Annotated in this window: 16 protein-coding genes; 12 read left to right on the forward strand and 4 right to left on the reverse strand. The window is 65.4% G+C overall.

Features of this window, described 5'->3' with window-relative positions; translation table 11 throughout:
• Window positions 1–4 precede the first annotated feature (4 nt).
• A complete protein-coding gene (locus tag STE01S_RS11860; RefSeq protein WP_058812769.1) occupies window positions 5–256 on the forward strand; it encodes a hypothetical protein in 252 nt (83 codons plus the stop codon).
• Here the strand turns inward: STE01S_RS11860 and STE01S_RS11865 are convergent.
• The gene (locus STE01S_RS11865) at window positions 240–671 is read right to left on the reverse strand and encodes a hypothetical protein (RefSeq protein WP_003047970.1); all 432 of its coding nucleotides are present in this window, start codon (window positions 669–671) and stop codon (window positions 240–242) included. The genes STE01S_RS11860 and STE01S_RS11865 overlap by 17 nt on opposite strands.
• Before the next feature lie 8 nt (window positions 672–679).
• On the opposite strand from STE01S_RS11865, the gene STE01S_RS11870 reads away from it, so the two are divergent.
• Window positions 680–1,837, forward strand: a complete 1,158-nt coding sequence (locus STE01S_RS11870; protein ID WP_062767863.1) for a serine hydrolase domain-containing protein — start codon at window positions 680–682, stop codon at window positions 1,835–1,837.
• A gap of 18 nt (window positions 1,838–1,855) precedes the next feature.
• Here STE01S_RS11870 and STE01S_RS11875 read toward each other — a convergent pair whose 3' ends face one another.
• Together STE01S_RS11875 and pdxH are read right to left on the reverse strand one after the other, a co-directional pair.
• Window positions 1,856–2,671, reverse strand: a complete 816-nt coding sequence (locus tag STE01S_RS11875) for a PhzF family phenazine biosynthesis protein (RefSeq protein WP_003047965.1) — start codon at window positions 2,669–2,671, stop codon at window positions 1,856–1,858.
• Complete coding sequence (gene pdxH, locus STE01S_RS11880; protein ID WP_003047963.1) at window positions 2,668–3,249, reverse strand: pyridoxamine 5'-phosphate oxidase; 582 nt, start codon at window positions 3,247–3,249, stop codon at window positions 2,668–2,670. Before pdxH ends, STE01S_RS11875 begins: the two co-directional genes overlap by 4 nt.
• Window positions 3,250–3,381: 132 nt before the next feature.
• On the opposite strand from pdxH, the gene STE01S_RS11885 reads away from it, so the two are divergent.
• The 9 genes from STE01S_RS11885 (at window position 3,382) to STE01S_RS11925 (ending at window position 12,844) form a co-directional block, all read left to right on the forward strand.
• Window positions 3,382–4,314 carry a DnaJ C-terminal domain-containing protein gene (locus tag STE01S_RS11885; protein ID WP_062767865.1) on the forward strand — a complete coding sequence of 311 codons (933 nt, stop codon included), beginning with the start codon at window positions 3,382–3,384 and terminating at the stop codon, window positions 4,312–4,314.
• 3 nt (window positions 4,315–4,317) lie between these two features.
• Window positions 4,318–5,394 (forward strand): YihY/virulence factor BrkB family protein, encoded by a 1,077-nt coding sequence (locus STE01S_RS11890; protein WP_003047960.1) that lies wholly within the window; start codon window positions 4,318–4,320, stop codon window positions 5,392–5,394.
• 1 nt (window position 5,395) lies between these two features.
• Window positions 5,396–6,220, forward strand: a complete 825-nt coding sequence (gene fabI / locus STE01S_RS11895) for an enoyl-ACP reductase FabI (RefSeq protein ID WP_003047958.1) — start codon at window positions 5,396–5,398, stop codon at window positions 6,218–6,220.
• Entirely contained in the window at window positions 6,213–6,743 is a 531-nt protein-coding gene (locus tag STE01S_RS11900) for a GNAT family N-acetyltransferase (protein ID WP_082813315.1), read from the forward strand. The genes fabI and STE01S_RS11900 overlap by 8 nt, the downstream gene beginning before the upstream one ends.
• A 41-nt stretch (window positions 6,744–6,784) precedes the next feature.
• Window positions 6,785–7,159 (forward strand): VOC family protein, encoded by a 375-nt coding sequence (locus STE01S_RS11905; RefSeq protein WP_062767867.1) that lies wholly within the window; start codon window positions 6,785–6,787, stop codon window positions 7,157–7,159.
• Window positions 7,156–8,232, forward strand: a complete 1,077-nt coding sequence (gene aroC, locus STE01S_RS11910; protein WP_062767869.1) for a chorismate synthase — start codon at window positions 7,156–7,158, stop codon at window positions 8,230–8,232. Before STE01S_RS11905 ends, aroC begins: the two co-directional genes overlap by 4 nt.
• Before the next feature lie 7 nt (window positions 8,233–8,239).
• On the forward strand, window positions 8,240–10,030 hold the full coding sequence (locus STE01S_RS11915) for an SLC13 family permease (RefSeq protein ID WP_062767871.1): 1,791 nt from the start codon (window positions 8,240–8,242) through the stop codon (window positions 10,028–10,030).
• Between the two features lie 91 nt (window positions 10,031–10,121).
• A complete protein-coding gene (locus tag STE01S_RS11920; protein ID WP_062767873.1) occupies window positions 10,122–11,474 on the forward strand; it encodes a dicarboxylate/amino acid:cation symporter in 1,353 nt (450 codons plus the stop codon).
• Between the two features lie 50 nt (window positions 11,475–11,524).
• Window positions 11,525–12,844, forward strand: coding sequence for a dicarboxylate/amino acid:cation symporter (locus tag STE01S_RS11925; RefSeq protein ID WP_062767875.1), 1,320 nt, complete (start codon window positions 11,525–11,527; stop codon window positions 12,842–12,844).
• A gap of 24 nt (window positions 12,845–12,868) precedes the next feature.
• On the opposite strand, the gene STE01S_RS11930 is transcribed toward STE01S_RS11925, so the two are convergent.
• Window positions 12,869–13,765, reverse strand: coding sequence for a hypothetical protein (locus STE01S_RS11930; RefSeq protein ID WP_062767877.1), 897 nt, complete (start codon window positions 13,763–13,765; stop codon window positions 12,869–12,871).
• 173 nt (window positions 13,766–13,938) lie between these two features.
• Between STE01S_RS11930 and STE01S_RS11935 the strand changes: the two genes are divergently transcribed.
• The gene (locus STE01S_RS11935) at window positions 13,939–15,330 is read left to right on the forward strand and encodes a cytochrome P450 (RefSeq protein WP_062767879.1); all 1,392 of its coding nucleotides are present in this window, start codon (window positions 13,939–13,941) and stop codon (window positions 15,328–15,330) included.

Raw genomic sequence — 15,330 nt, forward strand, 5'->3', positions numbered from 1 at the left:
ATCCATGTCGCACACCATGATCATGCTCATCGCCGCGCTGGCCCTGCTGGTCCTGCTGCGCCTGTCCATTCGCGACGCCGCCCGCGCGACCCGGCTGTTTCTGATCCTGTGGTTGGTCGTATCGGTCGCCAATCTGCTCTTCGGCGTGCTTTCGGCCGGCTATGGCTGGGACGAGGAGGCGATGGTGTGGCTGCTCGTCTTCGGCGTCCCCGCGGCGTTCGCGCTGATCACACAGCGGTTCAGGGTGCGGGGTTGATCAAACAGCCGTTGGCACCGGCATAGCGTGCGCTGCGCGACGCGAGCAGCGGCACGCTGCCCGTCACCGTCTTCGTCGCCGGATCGTCGCTGAGTGACACCAGTTCCATGCCGGGCTCGAAGTCCGTCTGGCAACTGTCGAGGCTGCGTCCCTGGACATAGCGGCACGAGCAACCGACGCGCGCGGCATAGGCCGAGCCGAGTTCGGCCTGCGCCTTGAACGACGGAAATTGCCAGATCAGGAAGATCAGCAACAGGACGCCGAACCCCGCAGCCCATGGCAGGCAGCCGCCCCAGCGGCTCGCTCCGCGCCTGCGGCCGTGCAGGCGGCGCGGCACTTCCGGGCGCTCGCCGGTCGGCGTCGGCGCCGCAGCAGGTTCGCCCGTTGCCGTTTCGGGTGGGTTGGTGTTACTCACGGGCAGCCATGATCACGAAAAAACTCCTGCTGGCAAGTGCCGCGCTCGCGCTCCTGGGGGGCTGGTCGCTCACGCACGCCGCCGGGCAGGGCAGCATGGCGCCGCCCGCACCGGCGCCGCGGCTGGGCGCATCGCTCGACGATGTCGTGCCGGTCGCTGCGTCGCCCGCGCTCCCGGCGCTCGATCCGGTGGTGAAGGCGAAGGCCGATGCGCTGTTCGACGATGCCGGCGATATCGGCGAGACGCGCGCGCTGTTGGTCCTGCGCGACGGCAAGCCGATCTACGAACGCTATGGCGCCGGCTTCGGCCCCGATACCAAGCTTATCAGCTGGTCGATGGCCAAGAGTATTACGGCCGTGCTGACCGGCTTTCTGGTCGCCGATGGCCAATTGTCGCTCGATGGCCCAGCGCCGGTCGCGGCGTGGCAACGCAGCGGCGATCCGCGCGGCACGATCACGCTCAGGGATCTGCTGCACATGTCATCGGGCCTCGAGCATGTCGAGGAAGGCGACCCGGTTTGGCGCGGCGACACGGTCGACATGCTGTTCGGCAAGGGGGCGCAGGATATGGCCGCCTTTGCCGAGGGCAAGCCCGCGATCGCCAAACCGGGCGAAGTCTTCAACTATAGTTCGGCGACCAGCGTCATCCTTGCCGATATCCTGACCGATGCGCTGACCCCGTCGTCGAACCCCGACGCTCGGCGCGACGCGATGCTCGATTTCATCCACGGCCGCCTGACCGAGCCGCTCGGCATGACCAGCCTGACCCCCGAATTCGACGCGCATGGCACGATGGTCGGCGGATCGATCATGCACGCAACCGCACGCGATTATGCGAAGTTCGGCGAATTCCTGCGCAATCATGGGGTTGCGAACGGCCAGCGGTTGCTCCCCGAAACCTGGATGCGCTTCATGCTGACGCCGTCGCCCAACGATGCCGGCTATGGCGGGCACATCTGGCTCAACCGGGCGCGGCCCGCGGGCGTGGGGGCGGCGCTATGGCCCGATCGCGGGCCGAACGACCTGTTCGCCTGCATCGGGCATCAGGGGCAATATATCATCGTGTCGCCGTCTCAGCGGATCACGATGGTGCGGCTCGGCATAACGAAGGACAAGCAGTTCCCGGCGCTCCGCCGCCATCTCGCCGATCTGACTGCCGCGCTCTAAGGCGCTACGCCGCGATCGTCAGAGCAGGAATTCGCCGGTCAGCGTCGTGACGCAGCGACCCGAAAGCTCGACCTGATCGCCGTCGATATGACAGCCGACTCGCCCACCGCGCTCGCTCGCCTGCCAGGCGGTAAAGCGGTCGCGCGCCAGTCGGCGCGTCCAATAAGGGGTAAGGACGCAGTGCGCCGACCCGGTGACGGGATCTTCATCGATCCCCGCGCTTGGCACGAACACGCGGCTCACGACATCGGCGCCTGCTGGGTCGCCCGCGCCGTCGGCGGTGGCGATCGCCTGTACGTCGCCCAGCGCCTTGAGCGCCGCCATGTCGGGCGCCAGCGCGCGCACCTCGCGCGGATCAGCATAGACCAGCAGCGCATAGCGCCCGTCATGCCACAGCGTTTCGAGCGGCGACCCGCCGACCGCGGCTGCGATCTTTGCCAGCGGCTTGGGTTCGGGGCGATAGGCGGGCAGGCGCATGCGATATCCGTCCTCGTCATCGCGCGCGACAACGAGGATGCCCGCGTGGCGCGTGCGAAAACGCATGTCGCCGCGCCACTGGGCGGTGGTCAGCAGCACATGTCCGCTCGCCAGCGTCGCGTGGCCGCACAGAGCGACCTCTTGCTTGGGCGTGAACCAGCGCAGTTCGTAATCGGCCTCGCTCGTTTCGTCGGGAACGACGAAGGCGGTTTCGGACAGATTATTCTCCGCCGCGATCGCCTGAAGCATCGCGTCGCTCATCCACTCATCAAGCGGCATGACGGCCGCCGGATTGCCCTCGAACGCCCGCTCGGCAAAGGCGTCGACGCGCGTGATCGGCAGGCGGCGCCAGCTCATGGGTAGAGCAGTCCGCTCGTCCAGCCATCGCCCGCGCGCACGAACAACGTGCGTTCGTGCAGGCGATGCGCCCGGTCCTGCCAGAATTCGATTCGCTCGGGCGTCACGCGCCAGCCCGACCAGCGGGGCGGACGCGGCACGTCCTGCCCTTCGAAGCGCGCCTGCATTTCGGCAAAGCGGCTTTCGAAGCTTTCACGCGCGTCGAGCGGACGCGACTGCTGGCTGGCCCAGGCGCCGAGCTGGCTGTCGCGGCTGCGCGTCGCGAAATAGGCATCAGCGGTTGCGTCGTCGACGGTCGATACCGGGCCTTCGATGCGAATCTGTCGGCGCAGCGACTTCCAGTGAAAGAGCAGGGCGACATGCGGGTTCGCCGCAAGCTCGCCGCCCTTGCGGCTGTCGAGATTGGTGTAGAAGACGAACCCGTCGGGGCCATGCCCTTTTAGCAGGACCATCCGCACCGACGGATGGCCGTCCGCCGTCGCGGTCGCCAGCGCCATCGCATTGCTGTCATTGGGTTCACTCGCGCGTGCCTCGCCATACCATAGGTCGAATAGCGCGAAAGGATCGGTCGTCGTCATGCCGGCTCAATACTCCGCGTCGCGCCTCTGGTCGAGCAAAAGCGTCGGGAACTTGACCCTCTGCGCAGCCATTACCACATGGCGCGCAATCGGCCCTTCACGGCCAGTCACTTATCGGGCTACAGGAGACAGATGGCAGATCCCTATTCCACCCTCGGCGTGGCGAAAAACGCGAGCGAAGCGGAAATCAAATCCGCTTATCGCAAGCTTGCAAAAGAGCTGCATCCCGACCGGAACAAGGAAAATCCGAAGGCGTCGGAGAAATTCTCCGACGTCACGAAAGCCTATGACCTGTTGTCCGACAAGGAAAAGCGCGCGCAGTTCGATCGCGGCGAAATTGATGCAGAGGGCAATCCCGCCATGCCGTTCGGTTTCGGCGGTGGCGGCGGCGGCTTTCGGGGCGACCCGCGCGGCGGGCCGCAGGGGGGTTTCGGCGGTTTTGGTGGCGAGGGCGCCGACTTTGGCGACATATTTGAAGGCCTGTTCGGCGGTCGCGGTGGTGGCGGCGGATTTGGTTTCGGCGGGGGACGCAGCGCACCGCCGCAAAAAGGCGCCAATGTCGCCTATCGGCTGAGCGTTTCGTTCGTCGACGCGGCGACCCAGGCGATGCAGCGGATTACGCTTGCCGATGGCAAGACCATCGACCTCAAGCTGCCGGCCGGGGTCGAAACCGGAACGCAGATGCGCCTTGCGGGCAAGGGGCAGCCGGGCCCCGGAGGCAATGGCGACGGCATCGTGACGATCAGCGTCAAGGATCATCCCTTCTACGAACGCGAGGGCGACAATATCCGGCTCGACTTGCCGATCACGCTGAACGAAGCGGTCAAGGGTGCGAAGATCAAGGTGCCGACCGTCGACGGACCGGTGATGTTGTCGATCCCCGCGGGTTCCTCGTCGGGCAAGGTGATGCGCCTCAAGGGCAAGGGGTTCAGCAGCAAGGGCGGCGGCCGCGGCGACCAGCTCGTCCGGTTGATGGTGGACATTCCTTCGGGCGACACCGCGCTCGAAAAGGCGCTCGAAGGCTGGACCGACACGCGGCCGGTGCGGGCCGATCTTGGCGTGTGATGCGTGGTTGAACGTCCCGGGCAGCAAGACGCCGCAGCGCTCGAACGTCAGGTCGCCGAAGAGGTCGGCAGGGAATTTCTGGCCGAAGGCCACTCGCCCCATTCGCCCGAGGCACGCGCCGAGCGCGCCAAGCGCATGCACCTGCGCGGGCGGGCACAGGGCGTCATCGAACGCGGACGCGAAACGCTCGGCCCCGGGACACGCATCTTTCGTGTCGCGCGCCGGGTGGTGGTCGGCACCTATACCGACGGGTTCATCCACGCTGGCAATCTTGCCTATCTTGCGCTGATCGCGCTCTTTCCCTTCTTCATCCTGCTCGCCGCGGTGCTCAGTCTCGTGGGCGGCGCTTATGGCAGCGAGCGGGCGATCGAAGCGGTCTTTTCGACGATGCCGCCATCGGTTGCGCGCGCGCTCGCGGGGCCGATCGCAGAGGTAATGAGCGCGCGGACGGGCATTTTCCTCTGGCTCGGCGCGCTCGTCGCGCTGTGGACCGTCGGCAGCCTGATCGAAACGATCCGCGACATCTTGCGCCGCGCCTACGGCACCCATTTTTCCAAGGGCTTTTTCCACTATCGGCTGGTGTCGATCGGCATCGTCACCGGTGCGGTCGTGCTGATGCTGATTTCGTTCAGCATGCAGGTGCTGATCGTTGGCATCGAACAGTTCGTCGAGCGCGTCCTGCCCTCTGCCTATCAGTCGGCGGGCGTCGTCGCCATTTCGCGCGGCGTATCGGGGCTGGGGCTGTTCGCCGCCATCTATTTTCTCTTCCTGTCGCTGACGCCGTCGAAATATCGCGGGCGACAATTTCCCAAATGGCCCGGCGCGCTCTTCACCACCCTGTGGTGGATGGCGGTCACCCTGGCGCTTCCGCCTTTGCTCGCCAGCCTGTTCCGCTATGACGCGACCTACGGCAGCCTTGCCGGCGTCATGATCGCGCTGTTCTTTTTCTACCTCGTCGGATTGGGTATGGTGATCGGCGCCGAACTCAATGCAGCGCTCGTCGAGGTTGAGGATTTGGGCCACGACGCTATTGGGCGCGTCGACGATATTGTGGTCGGTAACGACAAGACCGGAGAATGACATGGGGCTGATGAAGGGAAAGCGCGGGCTGATCATGGGGCTTGCGAACGACAAGTCGCTTGCCTGGGGCATCGCGAAGGCCCTGCATGCGCAGGGCGCGGAACTTGCCATTTCCTATCAGGGCGAGGTGATGGAAAAGCGGGTGAAGCCGCTCGCCGACCAGCTCGGCTGCGATTTCCTGATCGATTGCGACGTCAGCGACATGGCCAATCTCGACCAGGCCTTTGCCACGCTCGCGGCGCGTTGGCCGACGATCGATTTCATCGTCCACGCGATCGGCTACACCAACAAAGAGGCGCTGCGCGGCGCCTATGCCGATGTCGGGCTCGAAGATTTTCTGATGACCATGAACATCAGCGTCTACAGCTTCACTGCGGTCGCCAAGCGCGCGGCGGCGATGATGACGCCCTATGATCCCGAAACGGGGCAGGGGGGCGGCGCGATGCTGACGCTCAGCTATTATGGCGCCGAAAAGGTCATTCCGCATTACAATGTGATGGGCGTTGCGAAGTCGGCGCTTGAAACCAGTGTCAAATATCTCGCCAATGATTATGGGCCGCAGGGCATTCGCGTCAACGCGATCTCGGCGGGGCCGATCAAGACGCTGGCGGCGAGCGGGATCGGCGATTTCCGCCTGATCCTGAAGTGGAACGAATATAACGCGCCGCTGCGCCGCAATGTGACGATCGACGACGTCGGCGGCTCGGCACTCTATCTGCTCAGCGACCTGTCGAGCGGCGTCACCGGCGAAACGCATCATGTCGATGCGGGCTACCACACCATCGGCATGAAGCAGGAAGACGCGCCGGACATCGCGCTTGCCTGATGCAATCGCGGTCCGCCGCGCCCGCGCCAAGGACGCGGCGGCAATCGCGGCGGTGCATCGGGAGGCTTTCACCGCAACCGGCTTCGGCTATCAGGGCGAGGCCGAACTCGTCGCGATGATCGAGGCCGATGGCGATGCGCTCGTTTCGCTCGTTGCCGAGCGTGCTGGTACGGTCGCCGGGCATATCCTCTTCAGTCGCATGAGCGTGGTCGCGGACGGCCGGTCTCTTGCTGCGGCCGGACTCGCGCCGGTGGCTGTGCTTCCCGATTGGCAGGGGCAGGGCGTCGGCGGCCTGCTGATCCGCGGGGGACTCGCGGCGCTGCGCGATCAGGGGATAGCGTTGTGCGTCGTGCTTGGCGATCCGGCCTACTATACGCGCTTCGGCTTTTTCGCCGATCTTGCGGCGCGCTTCGCTTCGCCGTTCGCGGGCGAGCATCTGATGGCGATGATGCTCGATCCGGCGGCTGTCTGGCCGGTCGCGGGCCGGGCCGATTATGCCCCTGCCTTTGCGCGGATGGGCTGAGCGCGCTTGAATTGCGGCGCGATTCCCGCCATCGGCGGGGCATGGATTTCGCGCTTGCCCTCGATCATGTCCAGATCGCCATTCCGGTGGGCGGCGAAGCGCGGGCGCGCGCTTTCTATGGCGCGCTTCTCGGCCTCGCCGAATTGCCCAAGCCCGCCGACATGGCGGCGCGCGGGGGCTGCTGGTTCGCGCTTGGCGACCGGCAATTGCATCTGGGGGTCGAGGGCGATTTCCGGCCTGCCAGAAAAGCGCATGTCGCGCTCGCCACCGACGCGCTCGACGCGTTGCGCGCACGGGTCGAGGCGCATGGTCATCCGACGAAGGATGACAGTCCCGTCGATGGGCGTTACCGTTTTTTCACCGAAGATCCCTTCGGCAACCGCATCGAGTTCATGGACAGGACGCCGCGCACATGAGTTTCAACAGCTTCGGTCGCGTTCTGCGCTTCACCACCTGGGGTGAGAGCCACGGGCCGGCGCTCGGCGCGGTGGTCGATGGCTGCCCGCCGCGCCTCGCGCTGTCCGAAGCCGATCTTCAGCCTTGGCTCGACAAGCGCCGCCCGGGCCAGTCGCGTCACACGACGCAGCGGCAGGAGCCCGATCAGGTGCGCATCCTGTCGGGAGTGTTCGAGGGCAAGACCACCGGCACGCCGATCAGCCTGATGATCGAGAATGTCGACCAGCGGTCGAAGGATTATGGGGAGATTGCCCAGGCCTATCGCCCCGGCCACGCCGATTATGCCTATGACGCCAAATATGGCATCCGTGACTATCGCGGTGGCGGACGGTCGAGCGCGCGCGAAACCGCCGCGCGCGTCGCCGCGGGCGGGGTCGCGCGGCTGATCCTGCCCGAGGTGCAGATCCATGCGTGGGTCGCCGAAATCGGCGGCGATGCGATCGACCCGGCGAACTTCGATCTCGAAGAGATTGATCGCAATCCCTTTTTCTGTCCCGATCCGGCCGCGGCGCAGCGCTGGGAAGGGCTGATGGACGCCGCGCGCAAGTCGGGCAGCTCGCTCGGCGCGGTGATCGAATGCGCGGCGAGTGGCGTTCCCGCCGGCTGGGGCGCGCCCGTCTATGCCAAGCTCGATGCCGACCTCGCCTCTGCGATGATGGGTATCAATGCCGTCAAGGGCGTCGAAATCGGTGCGGGCTTCGGCGCGGCGCGGCTGCGCGGCGAGGAAAATGCCGATCCGATGCGACCCGCGAGCGACGGCAGCAACCGCCCCGATTTTCTGTCGAACAATGCAGGCGGCATTGCGGGCGGCATCTCGACCGGCCAGCCCGTCGTCGTCCGCGTCGCCTTCAAGCCGACCAGTTCGATCCTGACCCCCGTGCCGACGGTGAACAAGGCGGGCGAGGCGACCGACATCATCACCAAGGGGCGCCACGATCCCTGCGTGGGCATCCGCGGTGCGCCGGTGGTCGAAGCGATGATGGCGCTCGTCCTCGCCGATCACAAGCTGCTCCAGCGCGCGCAGTGCGGATGATCGCCGAATGATCGTCGCGGCGCAGGCCTTCATCGCCCAGCATCAGGCGATCATCGGCCTTGTCGTGCTTGCCCTGATGTTCGTCGGCTTCGTGATGGAGCGCTTCCCGGCGACCGTCGTTGCGATCCTCGGCACCTGCACCTTCCTTTTCCTCGGCATCCTGTCAGGCAAGGATCTTTTTTCGGTCTTTTCCAATTCGGCGCCGGTGACGATCGGCGCGATGTTCATCCTGTCGGGCGCCTTGCTGCGCACCGGCACGCTCGACGCGATCGCGAACCGCATCATCGCGCGGGCGCAGCGGCACCCGAAGCTCGCGCTCGCGGAGATGTTCCTCGGCGTCTATGTCGCCTCGGCCTTCCTCAACAACACGCCGGTCGTGGTCGTGATGATCCCGATCATGCTCAAACTGGCAAGCGCGCTGGGGATCAGCGCCAAGCGGCTGCTGATGCCGCTGTCGTTCGTCTGCATCCTCGGCGGCACGACGACGCTAATCGGCACCTCGACCAACCTGCTCGTCGCCGCGGTGGCGCAGGATAATGGCCTTGATCGCTTCGGCATCTTCACCATCACCCCGGTCGGGCTTGTTGCGGGGGTTTCGGGCACGCTGGCGCTGCTGCTGATCGCGCGCCGCTTTCTGCCCGACGATTCGCCGTCGCAGATCGCGCTCAGCCAGGAACATCGCACCTTCCTCTCTGAAGTGCGCATCCTGAAGGACGGCAATCTGGTCGGGCGGCGTGTCGGCGACGTTCCTTTCGTCAAGCGCGCCAATGTGAAGCTCGTCGCGATGAAGCGCGGTGCGACGCTGCGCCGGTCGAACCTTGCCGACGATATATTGGAACCCGATGACCGCCTCGTCCTGCGGCTTGAGCTTGCCGAACTCCTGTCGCTGCGCGCGAACAAGAATGTCGCCATCGGCCTGACCGCCGGGCACGACAATGCCGACCAGAATGACGAGGCGATCGTCGAGGCGATGATCGCCCCCAGCCACCCGGCGATCGGTCGCCGGCTGATCGAAATACCGTTTCTCTCGTCGCTCAAGGTCCGCATCCTCGGCATGGCGCGCTTTCGCAAGACGCCGGGTCCCGACCTCCCCAATGCGCGCGTTCAGGCGATCGATCGCGTGCTGGTAACGGGGCCGGCGGACCAGATCGAACAGCTCTATGGCCATCCGCACCTCTATGGCGTCGGATCGACCAGCGAGCGCGAGTTTCGCCGCAACAAGGCGCCGATCGCCATCGGCGCGCTCGTCGGCGTCATCCTGCTGGCGACCTTCAATGTCATGGACATAGGCGTCGCCGCGATCATCGGGGTCGGGCTGATCCTGGTGACGCGCTGCATCGACGCCGACGAGGCGTGGGATTCGATCGATGGCAATGTCCTTGTCCTGATCTTCGCGATGCTCGCGGTCGGGCTGGCGCTCGAAAATTCGGGTAGCGTCGAACTGGTCGTCGGCGAACTGACGCCGTTGCTGCGCAGCGTACCGCCGTGGGGGCTGGTCGTTGCGACCTATATCCTGTCGGTGCTGCTCACCGAAATCGTCACCAACAACGCGGTCGCCATTCTGGTGACGCCGCTGGCGATCGCGGTGGCGCGGCAATTGGGGGTCGATCCTTATCCGCTGGTGATCGCGGTCATGTTTGCCGCATCGGCCAGCTTCGCCACACCTATCGGCTATCAGACGAACACGCTGGTCTATGCGGCGGGCAATTACCGCTTCATCGACTTTTTCCGTGCGGGCATTCCGCTGACGCTTGCCGTTGGCGCCGCGACCTGCGCAGCCATTACTTTTCTTGTGTAGGCTCTGAAGATTCTGGCGATTGCTCCGCGGGCACCGGGCTGTTAGGCCCCCCATTTACATTCGGCGGGGACCGGAACAGGGGAGCGAATTGATGGCGAAACGCCTCACAATCTACATTTTGATCGGCATGGTCCTGGGTGTCGTCGCCGGCTATCTGGTGCGCGTTATGGTGCCCGCGGGCAGCGAGGCGTTCGATAATTGGCTGCGCGGCTTTTCGATGCTCGCCAATATTTTCCTCAATCTGATCAAGATGCTGGTTGCGCCGCTGATCCTCGGCACGCTGATCGCGGGCATCGCGCATATGGGCGACAGCTCGGCGCTCGGCCGCATCGGGATCCGCGCCATTTCATGGTTCATCATCGCCAGCCTGATTTCGATCAGCCTCGGGCTGATCATGGTCAATGTGCTCGAACCCGGCGCCGGGCTCCACCTGACCGTCGGCGCCCATTCGGCGGCCGAAGTCGGCGAGGTCAAGAAACTCGACCTGTTCGAATTCGTCGAACATATTTTCCCCAAGAATATCGTCGCCGCGATGGGCGAGAATAACGTCCTCCAGATCCTCGTCTTTGCGCTGTTCGCGGGCGTCGGCCTGTCGGCGATCGGCGAAAAGGGCGCGCCGCTCGTCCGCGGGGCCGAGGCGCTTGCCGAACTGATGCTCCAGATCACCGGCTATGTCATGCGCCTCGCGCCGCTTGCGGTGTTCGGTGCGCTCGCCAAGGTGGTGGCGCAATATGGGCTCGGCATCCTTGCGACCTACGCCGAACTGCTCACCGAATTCTACATGTCGCTCGTCGTGCTGTGGGCGCTGCTGCTCGGCATCGGGGCGATCTTCCTCGGCAAGCGGATCGTCGAACTGATCCGCTATATCCGCGAACCGATCCTGATCGCCTTCTCGACCGCCTCGTCCGAAGCCGCGATGCCGAAGCTGTTCGAACAGCTCGACCGCTTCGGGGTGCCGCGCCGCATCTCGGGCTTCGTGCTGCCGCTCGGCTACAGCTTCAACCTCGACGGGTCGATGATGTACGCCAGCTTCGCGACGATCTTCATCGCGCAGGCCTATGGCATCGAACTGTCGATCACGACGCAGATCCTGATCCTGCTGACCCTGATGGTGTCGTCGAAGGGCATTGCGGCAGTGCCGCGCGCCAGCCTGGTCGTCATCACCGCGACGCTCGCCATGTTCGACCTTCCGGTCGAGGGCGTCGCGCTCGTCTTCGCGATCGACCAGTTCCTCGACATGGGGCGCACCGCGACCAACGTCGTCGGCAATGCGGTGGCGACCAGCGTCATCACCAAATGGGAAGGCATGCTGGAGGTCGAGGATCCGGCGTTCGACGACCGTCCGCATGCACCGGCGCATACGTCGCATCACGGGATGCGGGGGCTGGACCTTCAGGAAGATATGGTCGAGGATAGGACCACGCCCCCGGCCGACCGCGCCTGACGCCCAGCTTTTCGGCCGCCCCCACCCACGGGCGCGCAAGGAGCTGAGCCATGACCGAAACCAAAGCCCCGCCCGGCGGGGATGAGGAGGCGCGCGCCAAGCAATTGCAATGGCGTATGCTGTTCGGTTTCGTCGGCGGCCTGATCGCCGGACTTGCCGCGCATTATGGTGCGGCGGGCGCCGGCTGGGTCGACAGTGCGACGACTTACGTCACCGGTCCGATCGGCCAGATTTTCCTGCGCCTGCTGTTCATGCTCGTGATCCCGCTGCTGGTGTCGGCGCTGATCGTCGGCGTCGCCGAAATGGGCGAGATGCGGGCGTTGAAATCGGTGGGCATCCGGACGCTGCTCTACACGGTCGTCGTCTCGTCGATTGCCGTCGCGATCAGCCTGCTGCTCGTCAATCTCATCCAGCCCGGGGCGGGGGTCGATCCGGCGCTGGCCCGGAATCTGATCGCCGAGGGCGCGGAGGGCGCCAGGGCGATTACCGACCGCGCGGCCGAGGCGAAGTCGGGGATGGATGCGCTCGTTGCGATCGTGCCGAGCAATTTCATCGGCGCGATGAGCGAGAATGATGTGCTCGCCGTGATGTTCTTCGCGCTCTTCTTCGGTATTGGCCTGATGCTTGTCCGGACGCCGCAGACGGCGGCCCTCAAGACCGCGATCGAGGGTGTGTTCGAAGTGTCGATGAAGCTGATCGGCCTCGTCATCCGCCTCGCACCGATCGCCATCTTCTGTTTCATGTTCAATCTTGCCGCGCAGTTCGGCTGGGATCTGATGGTGCGCCTGTCGGCTTATGTCGGGGTCGTGCTGCTGGCGCTCGGGCTCCAGATGTTCATCGTCTTTCCGGTGATGTTGCGGCTGCTTGCGAACAAGTCGCCGACGGCCTTCTTCCGTCAGACGCAGGAAGCGTTCGTGATGGCCTTCGCGACATCGTCGTCGAACGCGACGCTGCCCACCGCGCTGCGCGTTGCGCACGACCGGCTGCGCCTGCCCGACCAAGTGGCGCGCTTCGTGCTGACGCTCGGCGCTACCGCAAACCAGAACGGCACCGCCATGTTCGAAGGCGTGACCGTGATCTTTCTTGCGCAATTCTTCGGCATCGACCTGACACTTCAGCAGCAGCTGATGGTGATGCTCGTCTGCATCCTCGGCGGTATCGGCACCGCGGGGGTACCGGCGGGGTCGCTGCCGGTGATCGCGCTCATCCTGGCCTCGGTCGGGGTGCCGCCCGAAGGGATCGGTCTCGTGCTCGGCGTCGACCGTTTCCTCGACATGTGCCGCACGACGCTCAACGTGATCGGCGACCTCGTCGCCGCGACCGTGGTGTCGGCGGGCACGAAGGACGAAGCGCGGCCATCACCCGCCTGATCGGGGCTGGCAGCCCGGCATCGGTCAGTTTTCGCGAATGTGTCCCGACCGGTCGCCGCGGCTAGGGCGCGGCGCATCGCGGGAGGGTCGCGCCGGCGGTGCACTTGCCGCAGGCGGCGGCGGAGGGGGCGTTCGCGCGGCTGGCGCGGGTCGCTGCGGTGCGGGAGCCGCACGGGTTGCAGGCGGCGTATTGACGACCGGGGACGGGCGCTGCCGGTTTCCGGTCCATTCACCCGAAGGCGCGGGCCGCGGGCGGAGGACGCCGGGACCGCGCGTAGGCCGCGATGGCGCCGTGACGGGATCGCCTGAGGGGCGCGTCGGGGTGCTGCCCACCGGCGGACGCGGGCGGATGACGCCCGGACCGCGATCGGGGCGTCCCGGGTTGCCGCTGGTCGGCGGGGTACCGGCGCCGGGCCGACCGCCGGGCGGGCGCGTCCCATGCTGGCCGTCGCCGTCCCGATCATGCCCCTGCCAGCCGCCGGGGCGATGGGGGCGTCCGCCGTGATCGCCGCCGCTCGACGGCGGGCGGCCTTGCCAGTGGCCGTCGCCGCGGTCGCCGCGATGCTTCCACCAGGCGCGGCGCCCGCCCCAATAGTTCAGATACTGGCCGCGCAGCGGGTAGCGGTTGCGATAATTGTCGAACATCCACATGCCGTAGCCGGGGTAATAATAATTGTCGTACCAGCCGCCGCCGAAACCGATCTGGACGAAGCCGCCGCTATAATCGGTCGGATCGTAACAGTCGTAGCTATAGCCGTCCGAATAGGCATAGGGATCATAGTCGTAATAGTCGTTGGCGCAGACCCCCGCCGAGGCATAGCTCGGGCCATAGAGATCGCCGTCATAGTAGCAGCCGCCGAGCGTCGCGGTGGCGAGGGCGCCGAGAGCGAGGGAGAGAGGCTTTTTGAGGCTGTTGGGCATGATGCCATCCTTCCTTGGCGCAGCGATGGAGGCGCCATATCGGAATCGAAACTGTACGAAGCGAGTTGAATTTGCGGTGAATGGTCGCCGCCGCCGGAATAAGACTTACTTGCAACAATGTCAGTAAGCCGATAGTCTGCGCCGACATCGGACAAAATGAAGGATTTGCCGCGATGAATGCCCCCACGACGATCGAATGGTCGGAACGCCGCTTCGGACCCGATACCGCGCACTGGATGCCGCGCAACGCGGAGACCGCGCTCGATCATATTCCCGGCGACGACGGGATTCCCGTGCTCGGCACGACGCTGGCGCAGCTCAAGGATCCGGTCGGCTTCACCAACCGCATGGTCGCGCAGCACGGCAAGGTCTATCGCGCCAAAAGCTTCGGCGGCCGCGGCGTGTCGCTCGTCGGGCCCGAAGCGAACGAGCTTGTGCTGTTCGATCGCGAAAAGATCTTCTCGTCCGAACAGGGGTGGGGGCCGGTGCTCAACCTCCTGTTCCCGCGCGGCTTGATGCTGATGGACTTCGAAAAGCATCGCGCCGACCGCAAGACGCTGTCGGTCGCCTTCAAGCCCGAACCGATGCGGCATTATGCCGGCGCACTGAACGAGGGTATCGGCAGCCGCATCGGCGCATGGAGCGGCAAGAGCTTCAAATTCTATCCGGCGATCAAGCAGCTGACGCTCGATCTGGCCGCGACGAGCTTTCTAGGCATCCCTTGGGGGCCGGAGGCGGAACGGATCAACAAGGCGTTCGTCGACATGGTGCAGGCGTCGATCGGCATCATACGCGTGCCGATGCCCTTCACCGCCATGGGCCGCGGGGTCGCCGGGCGCAAATTCCTCGTCGATTATTTCACGCGACTGGTGCCCGAACGCCGGGCATCGGAAGGCGAGGATATTTTCACCCAAATCTGTCAGGCCAAGGACGACGACGGCGAATATCTCAGCGTCGAGGCGATCGTCGACCACATGAACTTCCTGATGATGGCGGCGCACGACACCATCACCAGTTCGATCACCTCGCTCGTCTGGCTGCTCGCCCGGCATCCCGAATGGCAGGACCGGCTGCGCGACGAAATGCTGTCCGTTGCGCCGGCGGGCGAGGGCGTCGGGCACAACAGCCTCGGCGAGCTTGAACTGACCGAAATGGCGTTCAAGGAGGCGTTGCGACTGATCCCGCCGGTGCCCGCCATCCCGCGCCGCGCGCTCCGGGATTTCGAATTCGGCGGCTACCATATTCCCGCCGGCACCAATGTCGGGATCAACCCGAGCTATACGCATATGATGGCCGAATATTGGCCCGACCCCGAACGCTTCGACCCGCTGCGCTTCGCGCCCGACGCGGTGCGGGGCCGCCACAAATATGCATGGGTTCCCTTCGGCGGCGGCGCGCACATGTGCCTGGGGCTGCACTTCGCCTATATGCAGGCGAAAATCTTTTTCCATCATGTGCTGACGACGCATCGCATCCGTATCGCCGACGGTTATGCCCCCGACTGGCACATGTGGCCGATCCCGCGCCCGAAAGACGGGCTGACGGTCACCTTCGACCCGCTCTGA

The sequence above is a fragment of the Sphingopyxis terrae subsp. terrae NBRC 15098 genome (genome assembly GCF_001598815.1).
Lineage (GTDB): Bacteria > Pseudomonadota > Alphaproteobacteria > Sphingomonadales > Sphingomonadaceae > Sphingopyxis > Sphingopyxis terrae.

Coding starts and splice junctions, on each gene's coding strand:
- STE01S_RS11875 (WP_003047965.1), bottom strand. CDS start 2,671: ATGAGCTGGCGCCGCCTGCCGATCACGCGCGTCGACGCCTTTGCCGAG.
- STE01S_RS11860 (WP_058812769.1), top strand. CDS start 5: ATGTCGCACACCATGATCATGCTCATCGCCGCGCTGGCCCTGCTGGTC.
- STE01S_RS11930 (WP_062767877.1), bottom strand. CDS start 13,765: ATGCCCAACAGCCTCAAAAAGCCTCTCTCCCTCGCTCTCGGCGCCCTC.
- pdxH (WP_003047963.1), bottom strand. CDS start 3,249: ATGACGACGACCGATCCTTTCGCGCTATTCGACCTATGGTATGGCGAG.
- STE01S_RS11870 (WP_062767863.1), top strand. CDS start 680: ATGATCACGAAAAAACTCCTGCTGGCAAGTGCCGCGCTCGCGCTCCTG.
- STE01S_RS11920 (WP_062767873.1), top strand. CDS start 10,122: ATGGCGAAACGCCTCACAATCTACATTTTGATCGGCATGGTCCTGGGT.
- STE01S_RS11925 (WP_062767875.1), top strand. CDS start 11,525: ATGACCGAAACCAAAGCCCCGCCCGGCGGGGATGAGGAGGCGCGCGCC.
- STE01S_RS11885 (WP_062767865.1), top strand. CDS start 3,382: ATGGCAGATCCCTATTCCACCCTCGGCGTGGCGAAAAACGCGAGCGAA.
- STE01S_RS11915 (WP_062767871.1), top strand. CDS start 8,240: ATGATCGTCGCGGCGCAGGCCTTCATCGCCCAGCATCAGGCGATCATC.
- STE01S_RS11905 (WP_062767867.1), top strand. CDS start 6,785: ATGGATTTCGCGCTTGCCCTCGATCATGTCCAGATCGCCATTCCGGTG.
- aroC (WP_062767869.1), top strand. CDS start 7,156: ATGAGTTTCAACAGCTTCGGTCGCGTTCTGCGCTTCACCACCTGGGGT.
- STE01S_RS11935 (WP_062767879.1), top strand. CDS start 13,939: ATGAATGCCCCCACGACGATCGAATGGTCGGAACGCCGCTTCGGACCC.
- fabI (WP_003047958.1), top strand. CDS start 5,396: ATGGGGCTGATGAAGGGAAAGCGCGGGCTGATCATGGGGCTTGCGAAC.